This is a genomic window from Streptomyces sp. NPDC091292, assembly GCF_044757265.1.
In the GTDB taxonomy this organism is placed as follows: domain Bacteria; phylum Actinomycetota; class Actinomycetes; order Streptomycetales; family Streptomycetaceae; genus Streptomyces.
Map to the genome: position 1 here is coordinate 211,601 of NZ_JBIVUQ010000001.1, position 23,267 is coordinate 234,867.

22 protein-coding genes and 2 tRNA genes are annotated in these 23,267 nt (G+C 70.6%); 12 read left to right on the forward strand and 12 right to left on the reverse strand.

The genetic code is table 11. The features are described from left to right. Window positions 1-29: 29 nt before the first annotated feature. The 6 genes from ACIQNU_RS00900 (at window position 30) to ACIQNU_RS00925 (ending at window position 4,904) form a co-directional block, all read left to right on the forward strand. Window positions 30-1,523, forward strand: coding sequence for an alkaline phosphatase family protein (locus tag ACIQNU_RS00900; protein WP_401359332.1), 1,494 nt, complete (start codon window positions 30-32; stop codon window positions 1,521-1,523). Between the two features lie 102 nt (window positions 1,524-1,625). Then, window positions 1,626-2,405: an HAD-IIA family hydrolase gene (locus ACIQNU_RS00905; protein ID WP_401359334.1), complete on the forward strand. Its 780-nt coding sequence runs from the start codon at window positions 1,626-1,628 to the stop codon at window positions 2,403-2,405. A gap of 118 nt (window positions 2,406-2,523) precedes the next feature. Further along, a complete protein-coding gene (locus tag ACIQNU_RS00910; RefSeq protein ID WP_401359336.1) occupies window positions 2,524-3,057 on the forward strand; it encodes a hypothetical protein in 534 nt (177 codons plus the stop codon). Window positions 3,058-3,362: 305 nt separating this feature from the next. Beyond that, the gene (locus ACIQNU_RS00915) at window positions 3,363-4,364 is read left to right on the forward strand and encodes a glycoside hydrolase family 6 protein (protein WP_401359338.1); all 1,002 of its coding nucleotides are present in this window, start codon (window positions 3,363-3,365) and stop codon (window positions 4,362-4,364) included. A 34-nt stretch (window positions 4,365-4,398) separates the two neighbouring features. Next, window positions 4,399-4,656: a type II toxin-antitoxin system Phd/YefM family antitoxin gene (locus ACIQNU_RS00920; protein ID WP_401359340.1), complete on the forward strand. Its 258-nt coding sequence runs from the start codon at window positions 4,399-4,401 to the stop codon at window positions 4,654-4,656. Next, window positions 4,653-4,904, forward strand: coding sequence for a type II toxin-antitoxin system RelE/ParE family toxin (locus tag ACIQNU_RS00925; protein WP_401359342.1), 252 nt, complete (start codon window positions 4,653-4,655; stop codon window positions 4,902-4,904). The genes ACIQNU_RS00920 and ACIQNU_RS00925 overlap by 4 nt, the downstream gene beginning before the upstream one ends. Window positions 4,905-4,976: 72 nt before the next feature. Here the strand turns inward: ACIQNU_RS00925 and ACIQNU_RS00930 are convergent, their stop codons facing one another. The 4 genes from ACIQNU_RS00930 to ACIQNU_RS00945 form a co-directional block, all read right to left on the reverse strand. Then, window positions 4,977-6,914, reverse strand: coding sequence for a galactose oxidase-like domain-containing protein (locus tag ACIQNU_RS00930; RefSeq protein ID WP_401359344.1), 1,938 nt, complete (start codon window positions 6,912-6,914; stop codon window positions 4,977-4,979). Further along, window positions 6,911-8,863: a glycosyltransferase family 2 protein gene (locus ACIQNU_RS00935; protein ID WP_401359346.1), complete on the reverse strand. Its 1,953-nt coding sequence runs from the start codon at window positions 8,861-8,863 to the stop codon at window positions 6,911-6,913. Before ACIQNU_RS00935 ends, ACIQNU_RS00930 begins: the two co-directional genes overlap by 4 nt. Before the next feature lie 276 nt (window positions 8,864-9,139). After that, window positions 9,140-9,877 (reverse strand): FadR/GntR family transcriptional regulator, encoded by a 738-nt coding sequence (locus tag ACIQNU_RS00940; protein ID WP_401359348.1) that lies wholly within the window; start codon window positions 9,875-9,877, stop codon window positions 9,140-9,142. 126 nt (window positions 9,878-10,003) lie between these two features. Beyond that, window positions 10,004-10,077: transfer RNA gene (locus ACIQNU_RS00945), tRNA-Lys, on the reverse strand. A 208-nt stretch (window positions 10,078-10,285) separates the two neighbouring features. Between ACIQNU_RS00945 and ACIQNU_RS00950 the strand changes: the two genes are divergently transcribed. From ACIQNU_RS00950 to ACIQNU_RS00970, 5 genes are all read left to right on the forward strand, one after another. Further along, window positions 10,286-11,836 carry a peptidoglycan-binding protein gene (locus tag ACIQNU_RS00950; RefSeq protein ID WP_401359350.1) on the forward strand — a complete coding sequence of 517 codons (1,551 nt, stop codon included), beginning with the start codon at window positions 10,286-10,288 and terminating at the stop codon, window positions 11,834-11,836. 11 nt (window positions 11,837-11,847) lie between these two features. Then, window positions 11,848-13,122 (forward strand): SPFH domain-containing protein, encoded by a 1,275-nt coding sequence (locus ACIQNU_RS00955; RefSeq protein WP_401359352.1) that lies wholly within the window; start codon window positions 11,848-11,850, stop codon window positions 13,120-13,122. 192 nt (window positions 13,123-13,314) lie between these two features. After that, complete coding sequence (locus ACIQNU_RS00960; RefSeq protein ID WP_401359354.1) at window positions 13,315-13,914, forward strand: lytic polysaccharide monooxygenase; 600 nt, start codon at window positions 13,315-13,317, stop codon at window positions 13,912-13,914. 120 nt (window positions 13,915-14,034) lie between these two features. After that, on the forward strand, window positions 14,035-14,475 hold the full coding sequence (locus ACIQNU_RS00965) for a DUF3592 domain-containing protein (RefSeq protein ID WP_401359357.1): 441 nt from the start codon (window positions 14,035-14,037) through the stop codon (window positions 14,473-14,475). A gap of 26 nt (window positions 14,476-14,501) precedes the next feature. Then, complete coding sequence (locus ACIQNU_RS00970) at window positions 14,502-16,160, forward strand: AMP-binding protein (protein ID WP_401359359.1); 1,659 nt, start codon at window positions 14,502-14,504, stop codon at window positions 16,158-16,160. Window positions 16,161-16,210: 50 nt separating this feature from the next. Here the strand turns inward: ACIQNU_RS00970 and ACIQNU_RS00975 are convergent, their stop codons facing one another. The 7 genes from ACIQNU_RS00975 to ehuB form a co-directional block, all read right to left on the reverse strand. After that, window positions 16,211-16,900 carry a 4'-phosphopantetheinyl transferase gene (locus ACIQNU_RS00975; protein WP_401359362.1) on the reverse strand — a complete coding sequence of 230 codons (690 nt, stop codon included), beginning with the start codon at window positions 16,898-16,900 and terminating at the stop codon, window positions 16,211-16,213. Window positions 16,901-16,994: 94 nt separating this feature from the next. Further along, window positions 16,995-17,068, reverse strand: a tRNA-Lys gene (locus ACIQNU_RS00980). A gap of 76 nt (window positions 17,069-17,144) precedes the next feature. Next, the gene (locus ACIQNU_RS00985; RefSeq protein ID WP_401359364.1) at window positions 17,145-17,903 is read right to left on the reverse strand and encodes an IclR family transcriptional regulator; all 759 of its coding nucleotides are present in this window, start codon (window positions 17,901-17,903) and stop codon (window positions 17,145-17,147) included. A 190-nt stretch (window positions 17,904-18,093) separates the two neighbouring features. Next, entirely contained in the window at window positions 18,094-18,897 is an 804-nt protein-coding gene (ehuA, locus tag ACIQNU_RS00990) for an ectoine/hydroxyectoine ABC transporter ATP-binding protein EhuA (protein ID WP_401359366.1), read from the reverse strand. Continuing rightward, the gene (ehuD, locus tag ACIQNU_RS00995; RefSeq protein WP_401362340.1) at window positions 18,887-19,504 is read right to left on the reverse strand and encodes an ectoine/hydroxyectoine ABC transporter permease subunit EhuD; all 618 of its coding nucleotides are present in this window, start codon (window positions 19,502-19,504) and stop codon (window positions 18,887-18,889) included. Before ehuD ends, ehuA begins: the two co-directional genes overlap by 11 nt. A gap of 107 nt (window positions 19,505-19,611) precedes the next feature. Beyond that, window positions 19,612-20,298, reverse strand: a complete 687-nt coding sequence (gene ehuC / locus ACIQNU_RS01000) for an ectoine/hydroxyectoine ABC transporter permease subunit EhuC (protein ID WP_401359368.1) — start codon at window positions 20,296-20,298, stop codon at window positions 19,612-19,614. Beyond that, a complete protein-coding gene (ehuB, locus tag ACIQNU_RS01005; protein ID WP_401359369.1) occupies window positions 20,295-21,212 on the reverse strand; it encodes an ectoine/hydroxyectoine ABC transporter substrate-binding protein EhuB in 918 nt (305 codons plus the stop codon). Before ehuB ends, ehuC begins: the two co-directional genes overlap by 4 nt. A gap of 105 nt (window positions 21,213-21,317) precedes the next feature. On the opposite strand from ehuB, the gene ACIQNU_RS01010 reads away from it, so the two are divergent. Beyond that, window positions 21,318-21,818: a DUF3830 family protein gene (locus ACIQNU_RS01010; protein WP_401359372.1), complete on the forward strand. Its 501-nt coding sequence runs from the start codon at window positions 21,318-21,320 to the stop codon at window positions 21,816-21,818. 9 nt (window positions 21,819-21,827) lie between these two features. Here ACIQNU_RS01010 and ACIQNU_RS01015 read toward each other — a convergent pair whose 3' ends face one another. Then, complete coding sequence (locus tag ACIQNU_RS01015; protein WP_401359375.1) at window positions 21,828-23,231, reverse strand: amidase; 1,404 nt, start codon at window positions 23,229-23,231, stop codon at window positions 21,828-21,830. Window positions 23,232-23,267 lie beyond the last annotated feature (36 nt).

Genomic DNA, 23,267 nt, shown 5'->3' on the forward strand with positions numbered 1-23,267 from the left:
TCCCAGCCCATCCGTATCCGGAGGTTCCCGTGTCGTCCCGTCTCTCCCGTCGTACCCTGCTCGGCTCCGCCGTCGCCATAGCCGTGTCGGCGGGGCCGCTCACCGCCCTCGCGCGGGCCGCGGCCCGTACCCCGAAGGTCCTGGTCATCGGGCTCGACGGCGCCCTGCTCCAGCGCATCAAGGACGCCGAAGCCCCCCATCTGGACGCCCTGATGGCCGCCGGCCTCACCGCGCCCAGCAGCATCTACGCCAACCCGTTCGCGCCGACCCTCTCCGGGCCCGGCTGGTCGACGATCATCACCGGTGTCTGGCCCGACAAGCACAACGTCAAGGACAACACCATCGGCGGCCACAAGTTCGCGCAGTACCCGGACTTCCTCACCCGGATCGAGACCGCGAAGCCGTCGCTCAGCACCTACGCCGTCTCGTCCTGGGCGCCGATCACCGACACCATTCTCTCGTCCAAGGTCGACACCCGGATCTCCACACCGGGCGCCGAGTACGACACCGGCACCACCTCGCGCGCCGTCGCCACGCTGCGGACCGGCAACCCGGACGCGGTCTTCGTCCACCTCGACAACATCGACCACGCGGGCCACAGTTACGGCGCCGCGTCCCAGCAGTACCTGGACGCCGTCCACACCGCCGACGCCCAGGTCGGCCAGATGGTCGCCGCCGTCAAGTCCCGTGCCACCTACGGCGACGAGGACTGGCTGATCATGATCACCGCCGACCACGGGCACACCGACGCCGGGGGCCACGGCGGGTCCAGCGCGCCCGAGCGGCAGACCTTCCTCATCGCCACCGGCCCGACCCTGGCGGCCGGTTCGACCCGCTACGACGTCAAGATGCCCGACGTCGCCGCATCCGCCCTGGCCCACCTGGGCATCGCGATCGACCCGGCCTGGGGGCTCGACGGCCGGCCCGTCCAGCAGCCCGCACCGGACGACTTCGACACGCTGCGTACCAAGCTGGGGACCCGCGTGGACGAGACCGGTATCGGCGCGGCCGTGCTCGGCTTCACGCACACCCCGCCGAGCGGCTGGTCGGTCGACAACTCGGCGATGGGCACCGGCGGTGTCACCGAGTGGCGCGGCTGGTCCTTCACGACCGACGAGTTCTGGACGGCCGCCCAGCGCGACCAGCAGCGCGAGTCGAACGTCCGCGCCCGGAACGTCTTCGCGGTGGCCGACGGCGACGAGTGGAGCGACAAGACGTTCTCCGGCACCTTCGACTCCACCCTGATCACCCCGGCGTACGCGGTCACCGGCGGCCGGACCGCCACGCTCACCTACACCACCTACTACCGCCAGGAGGCCCCGCAGAAGGGCGAGGTCCTGGTCTCCTACGACGGCGCGGCCCCGGTCTCCGTGAAGACGTACACGGCCGACGTGCCGTCCCGCACCGAGACGCTCACCCTCCAGGTCCCGGCGGGCGCGACCACCGCCAGGGTCCGCTTCCGCTACACGGGCGGGAACAACTGGTACTGGGTGATCGACGGGGTGCGGCTCGTACAGTCCTGATTCGAACGGGAGAGCTTAGGGTGGGGGCGTCGGCACGCCGTGGTTCCGGCGCCCCCAATCCCGTCCCGTCCCTTACCGCCCGTACGCCAGGAGATCGCGCCCATGGCAGACCGCAAGCCCATCGAGTCCTGGCTCACCGACATGGACGGTGTGCTCATCCACGAGGGCGTACCGATCCCCGGCGCCGAGGCGTTCATCAAGAAGCTGCGGGACTCCGGCCGCCCCTTCCTGGTGCTGACCAACAACTCCATCTACACCGCCCGCGACCTGCACGCCCGGCTCGCCCGCATGGGCCTGGACGTGCCCGTCGCGAACATCTGGACCTCCGCCCTGGCCACCGCCCGCTTCCTGGAGGACCAGCGCCCCGGCGGCACGGCGTACGTCATCGGCGAGGCCGGGCTGACGACGGCGCTGCACGACATCGGGTACGTCCTCACCGACCACGACCCGGACTACGTGGTGCTCGGCGAGACCCGCACCTACTCGTTCGAGGCGATGACGAAGGCCGTCCGGCTGATCAACGACGGCGCCCGTTTCATCTGCACCAACCCGGACGAGACAGGGCCGTCCACCGAGGGCGCGCTGCCCGCCGCCGGTTCGGTCGCCGCGCTCATCACCAAGGCGACCGGCAAGGAGCCGTACTTCGCGGGCAAGCCCAATCCGCTGATGATGCGGACCGGGCTGAACGCGATCGGCGCGCACTCCGAGACCAGCGCGATGATCGGTGACCGGATGGACACGGACGTCCTCGCGGGTCTGGAGGCGGGGATGGAGACGTACCTCGTGCTGACCGGGGTGACGACGCCTGAGGACATCGAGAAGTACCCGTTCCGGCCGTCCAGGGTGGTCGACTCGATCGCCGATCTGGTCGACAGGATCTGACGGGGGCCGTCGCGCTGGTCTGTCCTGGGGACGTCGCCCGTACGGACCAGCGCCGACCCCCCGCCGGGATGCGGTACGGGCGTCGGCGCGTGAACCTGCGAGTACCAGGAGGTTCACGATGCGTACTGGACTGATCGCTCTCCGTGCCGTGGGGGTCGCCGCCGTCCTGGCGGCCCCGCCCGTGGCGACCGCGCACGCGGGCACCGGGGGATCCGTCGTCGTGAATCCGTCCGACGCGCCACCGGGCTCCGACGTCGAGCTGCGGGTCACCGGCTGCGAGGGCACATCGGGCAGCGCCGCGTCGGACGCGTTCGTCGCCCCCGCCGATCTCACGCCGTCCGCCACCGGACCGACCCTGTTCGCGCAGGCCCGGATCAAGCCGTCGGCGGAGCCCCGCGACTACCCGGTCACGGTCACCTGCGACGGCAGGGAGGCCAAGGTCGAGGACGCCGTGCACGTCGTCGCGCACGGCGCCGGGCACCGGGTTCAAGCGGGTGGCGGCTCCACCTCGCGGCTGACCGCCGCCGAGGAGGCCAAGGGCCCCGGCACCCGGCACGCCGTGATCGGTCTGGTCCTCGCGGGTGCGGCGGCGTGCGCCGTCGTCTTCCGGGGCGTCCGCAGACGGCGCCCGCACAACGGCCGGGGCGAGTGAGACGGCGTCCTGAACTCCCCTGTGGTGCGACGACCCTGTGGTGCGACGACCTTGCCCGGTCGGCGACCTGCTCCCCCTGGAGCCGCCGACCGGGCCGGTCCTCGACCGCGCGCGCGGACCGCGGGAGTGGCCCGGCGTCAGCGGGAGGTACAAAGGCCGACATCACTCTAGAGCAGCCCGCCCGGACCGCGTCCACCCAAGTCGGGGCGCGGTAACAGCTGTTCGACGAAGCCCTGCGGACCTCGTTGCCGCGAGGTCGCCTATGTGAGGATTGGACCTCGGAAGGCGCACCCGAGGGGGAGTGGATGTACGGCAGGGTGAAATGGTCGGCGGCCGTGGCGGGGGCGGCGCTGCTGCTGACGGGATGTTCTTCCTCCGGTGACGACTCCGCGAAGGACACGGCGGAGCCGATCCGGCAGCAGCCGAAGGGTTCGGACCCGTACTGGGTCAATCCGGACGGGAACGCGGGTGCCCAAGTCCGGGCGTACGAGAAGGACGGCAAGAAGGACGACGCCGGGCAGATCCGGAAGATCGCGGAGCAGCCGACGGCGGAGTGGATCGGCGCGGAGAACCCGGAGCAGGAGGCGCGCGGCTTCACGGAGGCCGCGGCGAAGGCGGACCGGGACGCGGTCCTCGTCCTCTACAACATCCCGCACCGCGACTGCGGCAACTTCTCGGCGGGCGGCGCGGCCGACGGCAACGCCTACCGCGCCTGGATCGACGGGGTCGCCAAGGGCATCGGCGACCGCCCCGCGACGGTCGTCCTGGAACCCGACGCGGTCCTGCACCTGGTCGACGGCTGCACGCCCGACGAGTTCCACGAGGAGCGGTACGACCTCCTGAAGGGCGCCATCGGCACCCTCAAGGCGCTGAAGAACACCAAGGTCTACCTCGACGCGGGCAACACCGGCTGGGGCAAGCCCGACCAGATCTTCGAACCGCTGACCTGGGCGGGCGTCGCGCAGGCGGACGGCTTCTCGGTGAACGTGTCCAACTTCTACACGACGGCGGACAGCACGGCGTACGGCAAGGAGCTGTCGGCGAAGGTCGGCAACAAACCGTTCGTGATCGACACCAGCCGCAACGGCAACGGCCCCTACACGGACGGCGACCCGAACGAACGCTGGTGCAACCCCCCGGGCCGAGCACTGGGCGAAACCCCCACGACAAAGACCGGCGACCCCAAGGTCCACGCCTTCCTCTGGATCAAACGCCCCGGAGAATCAGACGGCACCTGCAAGGGCGGCCCAAAGGCGGGGGAGTGGTGGCCGGAGTACGCGTTGGAACTGGCGAGGGCGACGAAGTGACCCAGGAAGGCGCGGAAAGTGTACAGTTCTGTCCATGAGTGACATCCTCCCCATCACTGAGGCGCGCGCCCGGTTCGGGTCCCTGGTCCGCAGGGCTTCGCACGCGCGTGAGCGCATCACGATCACGGACCACGGGCAGCCCGCCGCGGTGCTGATCAACCCGCAAGAGCTGGCCGACCTTGAGGACGCGCTCGCGCTGGCTCAATACCGGGAGCGACAGGCGGCCGGCAAGGTGGCGACAGTGCCGCACGCGGACGTGCGGGCGCGACTCGGGCTGGAGCAGGCTTCTTGACGTATGCGATCACGTGGGACGAGGCAGCCATCGACGCCGCGGCCCGCTTCCTCAAGGACGACCCCGACGGACTGCGCCAGGTCATGGACGCGGTCGACCTGCTTGCCGATCAGCCACGCCCGGAGGGCACCGCCGAGTACGGCTCCGCCGACCTGCGCCGCATGCATGTGGGCCGCTATCGGGTGTTGTACGAGATTGAGGACGGCACCGTGACAATCGTGGTCATCCACCTCGGTCGGGTCGGCTGACGATCCATCACGCCGAAGCAGGTCGCCGCCGGGATCGGACCCGGCGGCGATCTTTGTCTACGGCACCTTTGTCTACGGCACCTTCACCCACTGCGCCTTCGACGGAGTTCCGTCCGCGTCTGTGACGAAGAGCATGTACCAGCCCGATTCCACCAGGTTCCGGCTTTCCGGGACGGTGACAGTGATGCTGTCCTTCGACTTCTTCATGTCCAGGGCGATCGAGCGCTGGTCGACGTCCGTGACGTGTGTGGACGCGCTCGGGCGGATCAGGCGGGCCGTTTTGAGGGTCGACGCCTGCTGGGAGGTGAACTTCGCCGAGGCGCCGCGCTCGACCGTCTTCGGGCCGCCCGAGAGGGAAGGGCGCGAGTCGCGGTAGAGGTACGGCGGTGTGTACATCTCGATGCGCTGCTCGAAGACGCCCGGCTTGGTGTTGGCCTTGTCCGCGTAGAGCGAGTCCGAGCCGAAGAACATCACACGCCCGTCCGGCAGCAGCAGCGAACCCGAGTGGTAGTTCCGGCCGACCAGCGGATCGGCCACCTTCCGGAAGGAGTTGGCCTTCGGGTCGTAGAGCCGTGCCTGGTGGATGTTGGAACCACCGCGGCCCCGGTAGTCCTCCGAGCCGCCCGACACGAGCACCGTGTCGTCCGGCAGGATCGAGGACTGCGGATAGCGGGTCCCCTTCTCCAACTCGGGACCGTCCACGAACTTCGGGTCGTCCGCCTGGAGGTCCACGATGCGGGTCTTCTTGCTGGACTCCTGCGACTCGCCGACCCCGCCGCCGCCGATCACCATGTACTTCTCGTCCTGCGCCGGCGGCAACAGCACGGTCCCGGACGTCTCCAGGAGCTTCGGGTCGCTCATCCCGGGCAGCTTGCGGAACTTGTTGGTCTCCAGGTCCCAGATTCCGGGGTCGCGCCCCACGTCGTCCGGGCCGTACCCGGCGTTGGAACCGGAGTAGAACAGCTTCCCGTTCTGCATCAGCGAGATCGCCGGATACGTCGGGAACTGCCGGATGCCCTCGGTGTACTCCCAGGTCCGCGTCTCGGGGTCGAACACCTCGTTCTTGCCGGGCACCAACTGCCCGATCTCGTCCAGGCCCGAAAGGCTGAGCACCTTGCCGTCGCTGAGCGTCGTCAGCGTCGGATACCAGCGGGCCTCCTTCATCGGGTCGACCTGGATGTACTTCTCGGCCACCGGATCGAATTCGAAGGCGTCCCGGATTCCCTGGAAGTCCTTCTTGTCCAGGGCGAGTTTCTCCGCCATACCGTAGGTGTTACGGGCGTCCGCGCCGGAAAGTCCCTGCACCCGGTAGTTGTCCTGGGTGCCCGTCTCGTACTGCGCGCCGCTCTTCTGCGCCTCGACATAGATCCGGCCGAGCCCGGGGTCGTTGCGCAGGAACTCACCGGTGTCCGGGTCGAAGACCTTCTCCGCCCGCTCGACCACGACGGGATCCTTCGACGTGAAGGTGTTCCCGTTCGTCTTCCCGGTGAACTTGGTGCCCGCGGGGAGCGTGATCGGCTTGTCCGGGTTCTCGTTGTGGACGACCATCAGACCGCCGGCCTTGGTGACGTCGCCCTTCAGCTTCTCGTACCGCTTGGTGCCGCCGGCGATCAGCAGATTGCCGTTGGAGAGCTGTGTGTGACCCGTGCAGAACAGATCCTTCGGCGTGGGGATCTTCTTGATCGTGTTCTTGACCGGGTCCCACAGCCGGGTGTCGAACTTCTTGTCGTCGAAGTTCTGCTGATCGTTGCCCGACCCCGCGACCAGCAGAATCTTGCCGGTGTGGAGCAGCGCCGCGTGAATCGTGTTCTGCTTGAACTCCGCCGGGAATTCAATGATGTCCCATTTGCCGTTCGCGGCCTTGTACTCCGGCTTGTTGATCTTGTACTCGTGATATTGCTCGGACCCGAAGCGGTAGAGAGCGGGACCGTTCATCGCGGCCAGCGCAACAACTACCGCCGCGCCTATCGCAATACGACGGAAGCGGCGGCGGCTGGAACCGTCTTTCATTTCTTACGTCCCCCAAGGGCGATCTGTACGGTCTGGTCGTTCGGCGTCGATGCCCAATCCGGTCTCTGCTGGGGGGCGTGCGGGCCCGGCGCCGCGTGCCGCCCCCGGGAGCCGCCGCCCTGCGGGGGAACCGACGGATCGGACGGCGGTGCCACGGGCGGCTTCTTCTTCGCCTGCCGCAGCGTCCACCGCCACGCGAAGATCGGCGCGGCCGTGATCAGCAGCGCGAAGGACGCCCAGATCAGCATCGCGGGATGGGAGTGCCCGAAGTAGAAGGAGGCGCCCATCGAGGCGCCGAAGACCGCGATGAAGAAGAGATGGATCCGGAACGTACCGAACAGCGTGTCCGGGCTCGCCGAATCCCCCTTCGGCGTCACCACGAACTTGCTCTTGCGGCGCAGCACGGCATCCATCAGCGACCGCGCGTAGATCGGCGCGGACAGCGCGGACATCACCATGCCGGCGACCCCGCCGGACCCCTCCGGCTCGTGCGGGGACACATTGTGGCGGCGGTTCCAGATGTAGAGCCCGATCTGGAGGGCGGACGCATTGCCGTACAGCATCAGCCAGATCGTCGGGTCGATGTTCACACCCGAGGCGCCCATGCCCAGGAACAGCGCACAACTCAGCGCCGCCAGAATCCAGTTGAGCGCCGACATCGGATAGAAGATGATCATCATCGTGTAGTTGAAGAGCTTGCTCGGCGGCAGCGAGTAGAAGCCCTTCCAATACTGCTTGAGGATCGTCTCGTAGGTCCCGCGCGACCAGCGCAACTGCTGCGTGAAGAAGTCCGTCCAGGCATTGGGACCCTCACCGACCGCGAGTACGTCCGGGGTATAGACCGAGCGCCATTTCTTACCGGTCACCGGATTCTTCGCCCGGTGGATCTCGAACCCGGTCGCCATGTCCTCGGTGATCGAGTCGTACAGACCGCCGATCTGCTTGAGCGCGCTGATCCGTACGGCGTTGGACGTGCCGACGAACATCGGCGCCCCGTACGCGTTGCCCGCGCGCTGGATCAGGGCGTGGAAAAGGAACTGCTGCGATTCCGCGGCCTTGGTGACGAAGGTGTCGTAATTGCCGTACACCTGCGGGCCGATGACGAAACCGACGTCCGGGTCGCGGAAGAAGCCGAGCATCCGCTCCAGATAGTTCGGCAGCGGGACATGGTCGGTGTCGACGGAGGCGAAGTAGTCGTAGTTGTCGCCGTGCGCGTCGAGCCACGCGTTGTAGTTGCCGTGCTTCGTCTTCGCCCGGTGCGGACCCTTGGCCTGGTTCCACTGGGGGACCCCCTTGCGGGAGAAGTGGTGCACGCCGAGCCGCGCGCAGACCTCCTTCACCTCCGGGTCGTCGCCCTCGTCGAGCAGCCAGATGTGCAACAGCCCCCGGTGGCGGATTTTGACCGCGGCCTCCAGCGTCTTCGTGACCATGGCGAGGGGTTCCTTGCCGGGCACGAAGGAGGTGAGGAACGCGACCCGCGTACCGGTCTCGGGGACGACCGGGATCGGGTCACGGGCGACGAGCGTGGCGTGCGCGTTCGACAGCACGTTCATGCACCGGAAGAACTCGATGAGGCCGATGGAGACGAGCATCACCATGTCGAGGACGGGCAGGAAGTCGTACTTCGGATAGTCCCGCTCGGTCCAGTGCGTCGGCTGGAGCAGCCAGGCGAGCAGCACCAGGGAGAGCAGCGGCGCGGCGCCCAGCATGAGCGCGGCCCGGACGCGGTGCGGCTCCTGCGAGAGCAGCGAGCGGTACTGCACCTTGTACGGCTTGCCCGGGGCGGGCTGGGTGAGGGGTCCGGCGAGCCGGCTGTAGTGCTCGTAGTCGTAGCGCGGCAGCGTCTTCTTGATTCTTCGGAAGCCCCCTGTCCGGTGAGACGGCACGCGCAGCTGCGTGGTCTCGGACGGGTCGAAGTTCTGCCGGGCGCCGTCAGGCGGCGACGTCATGAGTCATACCCCCCAACACGCGGGAGACCGCGTGTTCGTCGATCGTGGGCCCGGTACGGATTCCCCTGATCCTGCCGGGCGCATCAGTGGCTGGCCACCGTTCAGTGAGATGATGAACGACGGTCTTCCGGTTGCATGATGCCCGTCTCGGCATCCGTTCACGAACCGGGGCCCCCGCCCCCCGCTCCCGCCCCGCGCCCGGTCCGGATCACCAACTCGTCCGTCCCCGCCGCCACATGGGATCCCAGGGCTCGGGCCAGCGTTCTATGCCGCTCGTCATGATCGCAAGGGCGTGGGGCTCCCGGGCGGCGGGGACGTATACGACTGTGATGCGGGGGCCGGTGCGGGGGCGCTCAGTCGGGTACGGATGTCACCGAAGTGCTCCTGTATGGCCCGCTCGGCCCGGACCGCGTCGCCCGAGCGGACGGCGTCCAGGATCTCGCGGTGCTGGCGGCAGGTGACCTGGGGGTCGTGCGGGAGGTCCACGAGGTCGGTCCGCACCCGGTGGAAGGCGTCCCAGAACGCTTCGAGCAGTTCGCTGAGCAGTTGGTTGCCGAGGCCCCGGTAGAGCGTGGCGTGGAAGGCGCGGTCGCTCTCTATCAACCCGTCGCCGGCGGCGGCAGCGGTGTCCATGCGGTCCACCAGGGCATCCAGTTCGGCGAGGTCGGCGGCGGGCAGCCGGCCCGCGAGCCGGGAGATCAGCCCGGTCTCGACGGCGGCCCGCAGCTCCAGAAGCTGACGGAGGCTGTCCTCGCCCCGGTAGTGCCCGGCGACCGTGCGGAAGGTAAGGCCCTCGATCATGGGCGCCATCGACATCGGCCCGACATACGTGCCGAAGCCGTGCCGGATCTCGACGATGCCCATCGCCTGGAGTGCCTTCAGCGCCTCGCGGACGGAGTTCCGGCTCACGCCGAGCAGCTCCATCAGTTCGGGCTCGGTCGGCAGGACCGCCCCGGAGGGCAGCCGCCGGTCGATGATGAGCTTCTTGATCCGCTCCTGTATGTCGCGCGCCATGGCGCCCACGGTATCCGCACGGCGCCCCCCAGGTGGCGGGCGTCCAGGAACGGCCGCGATGCGCGGCCCGCGGGGGTCCAGGGGCAGCGAAAAGGCCCTCGCTGCTGCGAGGGCCTTTCCGGTCGGTGCGCCGCCAGGGACTCGAACCCCGGACCCGCTGATTAAGAGTCAGCTGCTCTAACCAACTGAGCTAGCGGCGCGCGCTGACCTGGAGAACTCTACCTGACCGGAAAGGGTGCTCGGCCACCGTCCCGTGCACCACCCGTACACCATCCCATGCCTGAAATGTGGCATATGTTCTGACTGTCAATCATTTGGACCGTCAACATGCGGTATGTGCGGACAGTTGCGAAACTGACGACCGTGCAGATGCGCGGAGATGTCAATCCGGTGTGTGAGGGGAATCGCATGGACGCTCCGGTGTTCGAGGAGATCGACCCCGCGAGCGACTGTGACTGTGCCGGCTGTGTCCACTGGCGGCGCGTCCCGGTGCACGCCCTGCCGGTCCGGCTCGGCGGCAGCCCGGCGGCGCACGGCGCGCGCCGCGCGCTCGTCCTCGCGGCGGCGGCGGGGACCGTCCTGGGCGGTGCGCAGGGGGTGCCGGCCTTCGCCGCGGACCACCGCCCGGCGGGACCGGGACAGCCGGTGGCGCCGGGCGCCACGGCCACGGAGGCCGCCCCGGGTCGTCCGGCCACGGAGGCCGCCCCGGGTCCTCCGGCCACGCAGACCGCCTCAGGTCGTCCCGCCACGCGGGCCGCCCCGGCTCGTCCCGCCACGCCGTCCGCCCCCGGCCGTCCCGGCGCCCCCGCCCCCGACGAGCCGGACACCCCCCAGGGCACCAAGGCACCGCTGCACGGCGGGGCGAGCGGACCCCCGGGCGCGTCGTCGGCGCCGGTCAGGACGCCCTTGATCACCCGGACCGAGATCATCAACCGGGCCAAGGGGTGGATCGAGGCGAAGGTGCCGTACAGCATGACCAAGTACTGGACGGACGGGTACCGCCAGGACTGCTCGGGGTTCGTGTCGATGGCCTGGGGGCTCGCGCAGAACGAGTGGACCGGGAGCCTCGGGGCCTACGGGGTGCGGATCACCAAGGACGAGCTGGAACCCGGCGACATGCTCCTCTTCCACAATCCGTCCAATCCGGAGAAGGGCTCGCACGTCACGATCTTCGGCGGCTGGACGGACTACACGCGGAACTACTACATCGCGTACGAGCAGACCCCGCCGACCGCCCGCAAGCAGTCGACGCCGTACGCGTACTGGAACTACGCCGACCGTTACGTCCCGTACCGCTACAAGGGCGTCAAGGAGGGCGGAACGGTGGCGGGTGGCGCACAGGCGTCGAGCGCCGCGACGCCGTACCCGGGCAAGTCGTCCTTCGGCCCCGGCGCGCACAACAAGTACGTCACGCAGCTCGGCACGATGCTCGTCGGCCGGGGCGCCAAGCGCTTCTACGCCTCCGGCCCCGGGCCGCGCTGGGGCGAGGCGGACCGGCGGGCGACCCAGGCGTTCCAGCAGGCCCAGGGGTGGAAGGGCGCCGACGCGGACGGCATCCCGGGTCCCGCCACCTGGAATCTGCTGGTGAAGGGGAAGGGGCGGGACATCCCGAAGGCGGCCGAGGCCCCGGCGCCCGCCACGGGGAGCGGGGGGACCGGGGGCACAGGGGGGACGGGGGAGTCCGGTGGGGCGAAGCCCGGCGGTGCGCCGTCGGCCGGTGTCCCCGCCTACCCAGGCATCGAGTTCTTCCGCCCGGGACAGTCCAACGCGTACGTCGAGCGGCTCGGCAGGCAGCTCGTGAAGAAGGGGTTCGGCAGGCACTACACGCAGGGTCCCGGCCCGCGCTGGAGCGAGAGCGACCGGCGCGCCGTCGAGGCGTTCCAGCGCGCGCAGGGCTGGCGCGGCGCCGCGGCCGACGGTTACCCCGGCCCCGAGACCTGGCGGCGGCTCTTCTCATGACGGAGGCACGGATGAGCACGACGACCCCGCGGTCCCCGCGGCCCGACGACCCCGGCGCTCGCCCGCCGCGGCTGATCCACAACGAGGTCACCACCGAGATCCCGGTCCACCTCCTCTTCCGCGACGAGCCCGAAGCGCCGTCGGCCGACCTGTCCCCGGCGGTGGTGGGACGCCGCCGCGGGACCGGCGAACAGCCGCGCACCGACGACCGGCCGCCCCAGCGCCCCCCGCTGCGCCGCCCCGCGCCCCGCACGCCCGGCGCGCCCGGCGGCCGGTCCGCGCCGGACGTCGGCGCCGCCGCCCCGGCCGAACGGCTCGGCCGCGCCCTGCCCGGCGCCGTCGGCGTCCTCGCCGGACTCGCCGGGGTCGCGGGCTGTCTGATCACGCTGTGGTGGGCGGGCGTACTGCCCCCGCTGCTCGTCCAGTTGCTCGGTCTGCCGGCGTACGCGGGCGGCGGGTACGCGGGGGTCGGGCTCGGGAACGCGGGGCTCGGCGGCGCCGGGTTCGGCGCGCCCCGGCTGACGGGTACCGGGCTCGGCGGCGGCGACATCACCCCCGCGCAGTGGGGCGCGCTCGCCGCCTCGGGCACCGTCGCCCTGTTCGGCTTCGGCGGGCTGGCCCGGGGGCGGGTCGGCCGGGCCTGGGTGCTGACGCTTTTCGGCCGGTACCGGGGCACGGTCCGGCGCACCGGTCTGCTGTGGGTCAACCCGCTGCTGCTGCGGCGCGGAGCCGACGTACGGCTGCGGCACTGGCGCAGTGAGCCGATGCCCGCGGTCGACGCCAACGGTGTCGCGCTGCGCGTCGTGGTCCTCGTGGTGTGGCGGATCCGGGACACCGCGCGGGCGACGCTTGCCGTGGCGGACCATCAGGAGTATCTGCGGGAGTGCGTGGAGGCGGCGCTCGCGCGGGTCCTCTCGCAGTTGCCCGCCGACGCCTTCCGGCCGGACGCGCCGACGCTGCGCGACGCGGAGGCGGTCGGTGACGCGCTGACCCGGCTGCTCGCGGCGGAGACCGCGCCGGTCGGCCTGGAGGTGTTCTCGGCGCAGCCGACCCGGATCGAGTACGCGCCCGAGGTGGCGGCGGCGATGCAGCGGCGCCGGATCGCCGCCCTGGACGCGCAGCACCGCGACACCGTGCTCACCTCGGTGGTCGACTCGGTCGAGGACACGGTCACTCGGCTCACCGTGCGGGGTCTGGTCGAGCTGGACGACTACGAGCGCAAGGCTCTGGTGAAGGATCTGACGGTCGCGTTCTGCACGGGCCGGGGAGCGGAACCGCCGTCCTGACCCGCCGTCACCCCGCCCCGCGCCGTCACCACGCCGTTCCGTCCCGCCCTGCGACCGGATCCGCTCTGACCGGAACCGGCTCATCATTGGTATGGACATGTTCAACTAACGGCAATAATCTGAGACTTGGTCTAGACCGCAGCTCTGCGTACGCCTCACGGAAGACCCCCACGTTTCCCCAGGAGCGGCAGCATGCGAAAAAAGATCTACGCGGCCATGCTCGGCCTCACCACCGTCGGCGCGTTCGCGCTGTCGGCCGGTGGCGCGAGCAGCCACGGCTACACCGATCTCCCCGTCAGTCGTCAGAAGCTCTGTGCCACCGGTGGATCCGTCGCGAACTGCGGCTCCATCCAGTGGGAGCCGCAGAGTGTCGAGGGCCCGAAGGGCTTCCCGGGCGGCGGGCCTGCCGACGGCAGGATCTGCTCCGCGGGCCTCACCCAGTTCGGCCAGCTCGACGCGCCGAAGACGCCGGGCGGGGGCGCCTGGCCCACCACGAAGCTGAACGGCGGACAGAGCTACACCTTCCGCTGGCAGTTCACGGCAAGGCACTCCACGACCGACTTCCGGTACTACATCACCAAGAACGGCTGGAACGAGAACGCTCCGCTGACCCGCGCCTCGCTCGACACGACCCCGTTCCTGACGGTGCCGTACAGCGGCCAGCCCCCGGCCACGCTCTCGCACTCGGGCACCGTCCCGTCCGGCAAGAGCGGGCACCACGTGATCCTCGCGGTGTGGACGATCGCCGACACCGGGAACGCGTTCTACGCCTGCTCGGACGTCACGTTCTGACCGGGCGAACTCTGAGCATCCCCTGAGGCTCCACCGAACCCCCCACAGGTAGGTTCTGCGCACGCCACTCCACGCGTGGCGTGCGCAGGGCCGAGAACCGGCCGGTACGGGGGGTATGTCATGGAGTTCCTGTTCTACCTGGCGCCGTCGCTCATCGCGGCGCTGGCGCTGTTCATGGCCGTGAAGGTGGTCCAGCGCTGGCTTGACCTGCGCCGCGCCTGGAACAGCGGCCTGACGGCGGAGGCGCGCTGTCTGCGCACGTACACGACGACCGACCGCGACAGCGACTCGGGACACACGTCCACGACTCTGCACCACGTCTACGAGTTCACGGCCCGCGACGGCCGGTCCGTCCGGTTCGAGGAGGCCGACGGGCCCGGCACGGTCATCGAAGGGGACGTCGTCGTCGTGCACTACGCCGCCGACCGGCCCGAGAAGGCCACCGCCCGCCCGGCCGCCCCCGTCAAGGCGGGCTGCACCCTGGTCGCCATACTGCTCTTCCTCGGCTTCTTCATCGCCTTCTGTGCCGTGTTCATGGTGACCGTGCACATGTTCTTCTGACGCTCCGTCAATTATGGTGCGCGGTCATGGGATCCCAGGCGATGACCGTCGCGGAGCTGGTACGGGAGCGGTGGGGCGACCACCGCCCCGGGCTGTGGTGCGAGGACCGGACGCTGAGCCATCACGAGGTCGCCGCGGGCGCGGCGGCCCGCGCCGCGCTCCTCGCCGACCTGCTGCCGCCCGGCGCCCCGCCGCACCTCGGCGTCCTGCTCGACAACACCCCCGAGTACCCGCTGTGGCTGAGCGCCGCCGCGCTCGCCGGGGCCGCCGTCGCGGGCGTCAACCCGACCCGGCGCGGCCCCGAACTCGCCCGCGACATCCGGCACACCGAGTGCCGCGTCCTGATCACCGAGCGGAGCAGGCTACCGCTCCTGGACGGCCTCGAACTCCCGGGCGTCCGCGTCCTGGTGACCGACACGGACGCCTACGCCGACCTGCTCGCGCCCTACGCCGGAGCCGAACCCGACGCCACGCGGGCCGCCCCCGGGGACCGGCTTCTCCTCTACTTCACCTCCGGCTCCACCGGCGCGCCCAAGGCCGCGATCTGCACCCAGGGCCGCCTCGCCGCCGCCGGGCGCTCCCTCGCCGGGCACTTCGACGTCGGCCCCGACGACGTGCACTACATCTGCATGCCCCTCTTCCACGGCAACGCCGTCATCGCCGACTGGGCACCCGCCCTCGCCGCCGGAGCGGGCATCGCATTGCGGCGCCGCTTCTCAGCGTCCCGCTTCCTGGACGACGTACGCGCGTACCGGGCCACGTACTTCACCTACGTAGGCCGGGCCGTGCAGTACCTCCTCGCGACCCCGCCGCGCCCCGACGACCGCGACCACGCGCTGCGCGTCGGCTTCGGCACCGAGGCGGGCGCGGTGGACGCGGCCCGCTTCGAGGAGCGGTTCGGGGTACGGCTTGTCGAGGGGTACGGGTCGTCCGAGGGCGGCGCCGCCATCCAGCGCACCCCCGGCACACCGGTGGGCGCCGTGGGCCGCGCCGCGCCGGGCGACGACCTCGCGGTGGTCGACCCCGGGACCCGTACCGAGTGCCCTCCGGCACTCTTCGACGCGGCGGGACGGCTGCTCAACGGCGAGGCGTCCATAGGGGAGTTGGTCAACCGCGGCCCCAACCCCTTCGAGGGCTACTGGCGCAACCCGGAGGCCGACGCCGCCCGCCGTCGCGGCGGCTGGTACTGGACGGGCGACCTCTTCTACCGCGACACCGACGGCTTCCTCTACTTCGCGGGCCGCACCGACGACCGGCTCCGCGTCGACAGCGAGAACCTGGCCGCCGCGATGATCGAGAACATCCTCGCGCGCTACGGGGACGCCGCCGCCGTCGCCGTGTACGCGGTACCGGACCCCGTGGCCGGCGACCAGGTCATGGCGGCCCTCGCCCTGCGCGAAGGCGCCCCCTTCGACCCGCTCGCCTTCGCCGCATTCCTGCTCGCCCAGCCCGATCTGGGTACGAAGATGGCGCCGCGTTTCGTCCGGGTGGTCGAGCGGATGCCCGTGACGGCGACGAACAAGGTGCACCGGGTGGGGCTGCGGCGGGAGGGGTTCGGCTGCGAGGGTCCTGTGTGGTGGCGCCCGCCGGGAGACGCGGGCTACCGCCCGCTGACGGCGGCCGATCTGACCGCCCTGCGCGCGGAGTTCGCACGGCAGGGCCGGGATGACCTGCTCACCCCCTGACCGCCGTCACCGTCCGGCGCCGGTCCTCAAACCGGTACGCAAGCCGGCACTCAGGCCGGTACGTCGGTCGAGGTCAGGATCAGGTTGCCCCTGAGCTGCCAGTGGCCGTTGAGGTGGGTGAGGGTGGTTCCGTTCACCGTGGGGCCCGGGACCAGGAGTTCCGCCCGGAACGTGTGGTCCCGCGCCGAGATGGTGATGTCGGCCTCCTCGAAGCCCAGCCAGCGGCCCGTCAGCGGATACCACGACTTGTAGACGCTCTCCTTGGCGCTGAAGAGGAGCCGGTCCCAGTGGACCCCGAGACCGGCGTGGGCCGCCGCGAGTCCGGCGAGGCGCTCGCGCTCCCCGGCGAGGGAGACGAGGGCGAGCGTGTCGGGGTCGGGAAGCGGCGCGTTCGGCTCGGCGTCCAGGCCGAGCGCGGCGAGATCGTCGCGGTGCGCCACGGCCGCGGCCCGGTACCCGGCACAGTGCGTGAGGCTGCCCACGACCCCCTCGGGCCAGAGGGGCGCGCCTCGCGGGTCGCGCAGGATCGGCGCCGCCGGGTGGCCGAGCCGGGCCAGCGCCTCGCGGGCGCAGAGGCGGGCGGTGGTGAACTCGTACCGCCGCTTCGGCACGGCCCGCGCGATCAGCGCCTCCTCCTCGGGGAACAGCACCGCGTCCGGCGGATCGTGGAACATCTCGACATGGATCACGGAGGCCGGGAACAGGGGAGAGGTCCCGGAACCTGTGCCTGTGCCGGTCATGTCCGTGCCCTTCTGCGGATTCCTCGGGACTTCCTTACCGGAACGCGACCGGGGCCCCTCGGAAACCGAGGAGCCCCATGCCGTACCACGTCTGTGCGCCGCCAGGGACTCGAACCCCGGACCCGCTGATTAAGAGTCAGCTGCTCTAACCAACTGAGCTAGCGGCGCCCGCTGACGCAGAAAATAGTACCTGGTCCCGAAGGGTGCTCCGGCCCACTGGATCACCGCTGGAGCACCGGCGTCCCTAGAGCGTCAGGGACAGCAGCACCGGTGCCGCCTCGCGGTTCAGGGTCTCCGCCGCCTCCCGTAACCGGTGTGCGTGCTCGACCGGGAGGGACAGGCCGAGCGCGCCGGCCGAGGAGCCCGCGGTGAGCGGGACGGCCGCGCAGACCGTCCCCACCGCGTACTCCTGGAGGTCGAGCACCGGTACGGTCGCGGGCTGGGCGTCGAGCCGGTTCAGCAGGACCAGTTCGTTGGTGATGGTCCGCGAGGTGAGCCGGGCGGCCGGGTGCCGGTCGAGGTGGTCGCGGCGGCCGTTGAGGTCGAGCTGGCCGAGGAGGCTCTTGCCGATGGCGCTGGCGTGCGCCGACTTCCGGAAGTCCACCCACTCGTGCACGGCGGGCGTCAGCGGCCCGTCGGCGCACTGGGTGACCCGGACCTCGCCGTCGATGTACCGGCTGACGTAGATCGCGGCGCCGAGCTGGTCGCGCAGCCGGTCCAGGGTCTGCTGGAGGGTGTCGCGCAGGGCCTGGTCGCGGCCGTGCGCGGCGGCGAGCCGGTTCAGTGAGTCGCCGGTGACATAGGCGGCGTCGGTGAGCTGGGCCACGTACCCCTCGCGGCGCAGCATCCGCAGCAGGGGTGCCAGCCGGGCGCCGGGCAGCCCGGTCTCGCGGGACAGCTCCGCCTCCGTCACCCCGGTACCGCGCCGGGAGACGAGGTCGAGCACCCGCAGAGCGTGCTGCACCGACTGGTACGGCGCGGTCGACTCGTGCTTCAGCGCCACGGCATCTCCCTGGATGGGCCTCTTCCGGACAGCTGGGCTGTGTCCACGATAGCCGTCAACCGGGCCCCGGGGCGTGCCTGTTGACGAAGATTGTCCGCCCCCGCCGACCCCTTTCATCAGCGGCGCGACACCTCTGTCATATGCCACAGTCACACCACAGGGCCCGGACCAGCTTGGTTACCGTCCGTGCTCACAGCACCGCGCTCAGAAACTCACGGGTCCGCTCCTGCTCCGGGTCGCTGAACATCTTCTCCGGCGGACCGGACTCGATGACCCGGCCCGCGTCGAACATCAGCACCTGGTCGGAGATGTCCCGGGCGAAGTTCATCTCGTGGGTCACGCAGAGCATCGTGATGTCCGTGGTGCGGGCGATGTCCCTCAGGACGTCCAGGACGCCCGCGACGAGTTCCGGGTCGAGCGCGGACGTCACCTCGTCCAGAAGCAGCACCTGCGGGCGCATCGCGAGCGCCCGCGCGATGGCGACCCGCTGCTGCTGCCCGCCGGACAGTTGCGACGGATAGGCGTCGCAGCGGTCACCGAGCCCGACCATGTCGAGGAGTTCCTTCGCCCGCTCCTCCGCCTCGTCCCTGGACAGGCCGAGCACGGTCACGGGCGCCTCGGTGATGTTCCGCAGCACCTTCATGTTCGGGAAGAGGTTGAACTGCTGGAACACCATCCCGATGTTCTTGCGCACCTCCCGGACGTGCTTCTCGCCGGCCGGCACCAGCTTGCCGTTCTTCCGCTCATGCGTGAGGCATTCGCCGCCGACCCTGATCGTGCCCTCGCAGGGCCGCAGCAGCGTCATCAGCAGCCGCAGGATCGTCGTCTTGCCGGAGCCGGAAGGACCGATCAGCGTGACGTGCTTGCCGGAGGCGACCGAGAAGTCCAGTTGGTCGAGGACGGTGGTGTCGCCGAACCGCTTGGTGACGTGGTCGAAGCGGATCAGCTCACTGCCGTCGACCGTCGGATTGGGGCGGTGGGTGTCAGCGGACAAGGCGGCGCTCCAGGGTTCGGATGAGCAGGGAGGACGGATAGGCGATGAGGATGAAGGCGACCCCGACGACGGTCAGCGCCTCGGTGTACTGGAAGGTCTGCGCGGCCTCCAGACGCGAGCGCTGCAACAGTTCGAGCACGCCGATCCCGGCGAGCAGCGGGGTGTCCTTGAGCATCGCGATGGCGTAGTTGCCGAGCGCCGGGACCACCCGGCGGACGGCCTGCGGCAGGATCACCGCCGTCCAGGTGCGGCCGTAGGGCAGGCTCAGCGCCTTGGCCGCCTCCCACTGCCCGGCCGGTACGGCGTCGATGCCCGCGCGGTAGACCTGCGCCGTGTACGTCGAGTAGTGCAGCCCGATCGCCACGATGCCGGTGGTCAGCGCGGAGAACTGGATGCCCCACTCCGGCAGCACGAAGTACAGGAAGAACAGCTGCACCAGCAGCGGGGTGTTGCGGACGAACTCGGTGAGGACACCGACCGGCCACCGCACGAAACGGCTCGGGGCGCGCAGCGCGAGCGCCCACACCAGGCCGACCGAGAAGGAGATCAGCGAACCGAGCGCCAGGATCTGGAGGGTGGTGACGACCCCGTCCCAGAAGTGCGGCATGAAGTCCCCGACGGCGGACCAGTCCCAGGCGTCGGCCGCCAGGGTCGTGGTCCCGCCGTCCGTCCCGGTGCCTGATATGTACGTGCTGCTCACGGTGTACGTGGTGTTCACGCGACGCCCCCTCCCGTGCCGGCGGGCTGCGGGCGCCGGCCGATCCCGGCCTTGGTCTTCCGTTCCAGGGCGCGCATCCCGCGCGTCAGGACGAACGCGATCACGAAGTAGACGACCAGCGTGATCCCGTAGATCTGCGCGCTCTCCTGGGTGGCGAGCCGCACCAGGTAGGCGGCGAAGGACACGTCGCCGATGCCGAGCAGCGAGACCAGGGCGGTCCCCTTGAGCAGTTCGATCAGCAGATTGGAGAACGGCGGGATCATCTCCGGCACCGCCTGCGGCAGCAGGATCAGCCGGACCCGCTGCCAGGGCGTGAAGCTGAGCGCCACGCCCGCTTCACGCTGCGCGGGCGCCACCGCGTTCAGCGCGCCCCGCACCACCTCGGCGCCGTACGCCCCGTAGGACAGGCCGAGCGCGAGGACGGCGGCCCACATCGGGACCAGCGACCAGCCCGCGAGCTGCGGCAGCACGAAGAAGATCCAGAACATCAGGACCAGCGCCGAGGTACCGCGGAATATCTCGGTGTAGAGCCCGGCGAGGAAGCGTAGGAAACGCAGCCGGTGGGTGCGGAGGATGCCGACGCCGAAGGCGACGGCCGTGGCGAGGGCGGCGCTGTAGACGGTGAGTTGGAGGGTGACCCAGATCCCGGGGAGCACCCAGTTCTGCCAGAGTCCCACGGTCATTGGCACAGCTCCTCTGCCGTCAGCGTCGTCATCTCGGCCTCGGTGAAGCCGAACGGACGCAGGATGCGGAAGAGTTCGCCGCTGTCCTTCATCTTGTGGATCTCCACATTGAAGGCGTCCCGCAGCTTGGTGTCGTTCGGGCGGAACGTGAACCCGCCGCCGTCGATCCGCTTCTCGCCTTTGATGACCGGCGCGAACGGCTCGGTCGCCTCCGCCTTCGCGCTCTTCCTCGTCACCTCACGCGTGGTGAGCGCGGTCCCGGCGAAGACGTCGATCCGCCCGGCCTCCACCGCGTTCAGCCCGGCGACCTGGTCCTGGAGGATGACGATGTCCTTCTCGGGGTAGCCCGAGTCGACGGCGTACTGGATCTCCGCGTACCCCGTCCCCGTACCGAACTTCGCCTTCGTCCGTACGACGTCCTCGTACGAGCGCAGGTTCTTCGGGTTGCCCTTGCGGACGATGAACGAGTCGAGCATCTGGTACTCGGGGTCGGAGAAGATGACCTGCTGGCAGCGTTCCTTGTTGATGTACATGCCGGCGGAGACGACATCGAACTGCTGGGTCTTGAGCCCGGGGATGAGGGAGCTGAAGTCCGTCGCCACGGGCTGCACCCGGTCCACACCCAGCCGCTTGAAGATCACCTTCGCCAGCTCGACGGCCTCGCCGGTGAACTCGCCGTCGTCGTCGATGTAGCCGTACGGCACCTCACCGGCGATGCCGAGGCGGACGGTGCCCTGGGACTTCAGCCGGGCGAGGGTGTCGCCGCTCGGCACCCGGCTGCATCCCGCCGCGCCGAGCGCGCCCACGGCACCGGCCGCCGCCGCGCCCGCGAGCACCGCGCGTCTGCCGATTCGGGGCGGCCCGGACGCGCGCGGGCCCATGGTCTCTGTGTCGTTTCCGAAAGGTGGAGCCATGGCCGCGCGGCTACCCGGGCTCACGCGAGGTATGCGGATCATTTCGAGCCCCTGATGCTTCTGTGACCCCGGTATGCGCCGGTGACCCCCGGGAACCCTTGGTGCATGACCGATCGCTATCTCGACATCGCCCTGACCCGGCGCGGCGTCCACTGCACCGCGAAACTCCTCACCGACCGGGCCCCGCTGACCTGCGCCGCCGTCTGGGACGCGCTGCCGCTGGGCGGTGACGTGTATCACGCCAAATACGCCCGGAACGAGATCTACGCCCTGTTCCCGCCGTTCGCCGCCGAGGAACCCCCGCTGGAGAACCCGACGGTGACCCCGATCCCCGGGGACCTCTGCTACTTCACGTTCAACGGCACCCAACTGGGCAGCCAGGCGTACGGCTACGGCTCGGGCGCCGGGGTCGCGGCCGGCGCCACCACGGTCGACCTGGCCCTGTTCTACGAGCGCAACAACCTGCTGCTCAACGGTGACGTGGGCTGGGTCCCGGGGATCGTCTGGGGCCAGGTGGTCGACGGGCTCGACGCGATGGCCGATGCCGCGAACGACCTGTGGCGGGCGGGCGCCCTGGGCGAGACGCTCACCTTCCGGCGGGCCTGACCCCCGCTTCTACGGCAGCGACGGCGCCGGAATCCCCGCGATCCCGGCCTCGTACAGCGCGTGGGCCGTGCGCAGCACCGTCGCGTCCGCGTGCCGGGCCGCCACGATCTGGAGTCCGACCGGCAGCCCGTCCGCGTCGAGACCGCAGGGCACGGTCGCGGCGGGCTGCTGCGTCATGTTGAACGGATACGTGAACGGCGTCCACCCGGTCCACCGGCGCGCCCCGCTCCGCGCGGGCACCTCGGCCCCCGCCTCGAACGCGGTCAGCGGCATCGTCGGCGTGACCAGCACGTCGTACGTCTCATGGAACCGGCCCATCCGCCGCCCCAGCTCCGCGCGGGTGTCCGTGGCGCCGATGGTGTCCAGGGCGCTGAAGCGGGCGCCGGCCGCGACGATCTCGCGCAGCCCCGGGTCGAGCAGCTCGCGCCGGTCGGGGCCGAGCGACCGTGCCACTCCGGCCGCGCCGCTGAACCACAGGGTGTGGAAGGCGTCCACGGGATCCGTCAGATCGGGGTCGGTCTCCTCGACGTACGCGCCGAGCCCGGCAAGCCCCTCCACCGCCCGCCGTACGGCCGCCGCGACCCCGGGGCGCACCGCGACCTGCCCGCCGAGCGTCGGCGAGAACGCGACCCGCAGGCCGCGCACGCCCGCGTCGATGCCGTCGAGGAAGCTCCCGGGGACCGGGCCGAGCTGCGACCAGTCCCGGGCGTCGGGCGCGCTGATCACGTCCATCATCAGCGCCGCGTCCGCCGCGTCCCGCGCCATCGGCCCGACGTGCGAGAGCGACCCGAAGGGGGTCGCCGGGTAGAGCGGCACCCGCCCGTACGTCGGCTTCAGCCCGAAGATCCCGCAGAACGACGCGGGGATACGGACACTGCCGCCGCCGTCCGTCCCCAGCGACAGCGGCCCCGCGCCCACCGCCACCGCGACCGCGCTGCCGCCGCTGGAGCCGCCCGAGGTCCGCGCGGTGTCGTACGGGTTGCGGGTCACGCCATGGCGCCGAGAGTCCGTGACGCCCTTCCAGCCGAACTCGGGCGTCGTCGTCTTCGCCACGAACACCGCGCCGTGCTCCCGCAGCCGCGCCACCGACGGCGCGTCCTCGTCCCACGGCCCGGCCGCGTCGACCGTCAGGGAGCCGCGCAGCGTCGGGTGACCCCGGGTCAGGAGCAGGTCCTTGACGGTGACCGGGACGCCGTCGAGCAGCCCCTGCGGCTCACCGCGCCGCCACCGGTCGGCGGAGGCGCCCGCCGCCGCCAGAGCTTCCTCGCCGTCCACGCGCACGAACGCGTTGACGGCGGGCTGCGTCTCCTCGATCCGGCGGAGCACCGCATCGACCGCGTCGACCGGGCTGAACTCGCCCTTGCGGTAGCCCTCCACGAGCTGGGTCGCCGTCAGATCCGTGAGCCGCGTCATGCACCCTCCAGAGCTTGCCGTTCCGTGACCGGGTTC

Coding starts and splice junctions, on each gene's coding strand:
- ACIQNU_RS00950 (WP_401359350.1), top strand. CDS start 10,286: ATGGACGCTCCGGTGTTCGAGGAGATCGACCCCGCGAGCGACTGTGAC.
- ACIQNU_RS00910 (WP_401359336.1), top strand. CDS start 2,524: ATGCGTACTGGACTGATCGCTCTCCGTGCCGTGGGGGTCGCCGCCGTC.
- ACIQNU_RS00920 (WP_401359340.1), top strand. CDS start 4,399: ATGAGTGACATCCTCCCCATCACTGAGGCGCGCGCCCGGTTCGGGTCC.
- ACIQNU_RS01010 (WP_401359372.1), top strand. CDS start 21,318: ATGACCGATCGCTATCTCGACATCGCCCTGACCCGGCGCGGCGTCCAC.
- ACIQNU_RS00935 (WP_401359346.1), bottom strand. CDS start 8,863: ATGACGTCGCCGCCTGACGGCGCCCGGCAGAACTTCGACCCGTCCGAG.
- ACIQNU_RS00970 (WP_401359359.1), top strand. CDS start 14,502: ATGGGATCCCAGGCGATGACCGTCGCGGAGCTGGTACGGGAGCGGTGG.
- ehuB (WP_401359369.1), bottom strand. CDS start 21,212: ATGGCTCCACCTTTCGGAAACGACACAGAGACCATGGGCCCGCGCGCG.
- ACIQNU_RS00905 (WP_401359334.1), top strand. CDS start 1,626: ATGGCAGACCGCAAGCCCATCGAGTCCTGGCTCACCGACATGGACGGT.
- ACIQNU_RS01015 (WP_401359375.1), bottom strand. CDS start 23,231: ATGACGCGGCTCACGGATCTGACGGCGACCCAGCTCGTGGAGGGCTAC.
- ACIQNU_RS00915 (WP_401359338.1), top strand. CDS start 3,363: ATGTACGGCAGGGTGAAATGGTCGGCGGCCGTGGCGGGGGCGGCGCTG.
- ACIQNU_RS00930 (WP_401359344.1), bottom strand. CDS start 6,914: ATGAAAGACGGTTCCAGCCGCCGCCGCTTCCGTCGTATTGCGATAGGC.
- ACIQNU_RS00965 (WP_401359357.1), top strand. CDS start 14,035: ATGGAGTTCCTGTTCTACCTGGCGCCGTCGCTCATCGCGGCGCTGGCG.
- ehuC (WP_401359368.1), bottom strand. CDS start 20,298: ATGACCGTGGGACTCTGGCAGAACTGGGTGCTCCCCGGGATCTGGGTC.
- ACIQNU_RS00940 (WP_401359348.1), bottom strand. CDS start 9,877: ATGGCGCGCGACATACAGGAGCGGATCAAGAAGCTCATCATCGACCGG.
- ehuD (WP_401362340.1), bottom strand. CDS start 19,504: ATGCCGCACTTCTGGGACGGGGTCGTCACCACCCTCCAGATCCTGGCG.
- ACIQNU_RS00975 (WP_401359362.1), bottom strand. CDS start 16,900: ATGACCGGCACAGGCACAGGTTCCGGGACCTCTCCCCTGTTCCCGGCC.
- ACIQNU_RS00955 (WP_401359352.1), top strand. CDS start 11,848: ATGAGCACGACGACCCCGCGGTCCCCGCGGCCCGACGACCCCGGCGCT.
- ACIQNU_RS00960 (WP_401359354.1), top strand. CDS start 13,315: ATGCGAAAAAAGATCTACGCGGCCATGCTCGGCCTCACCACCGTCGGC.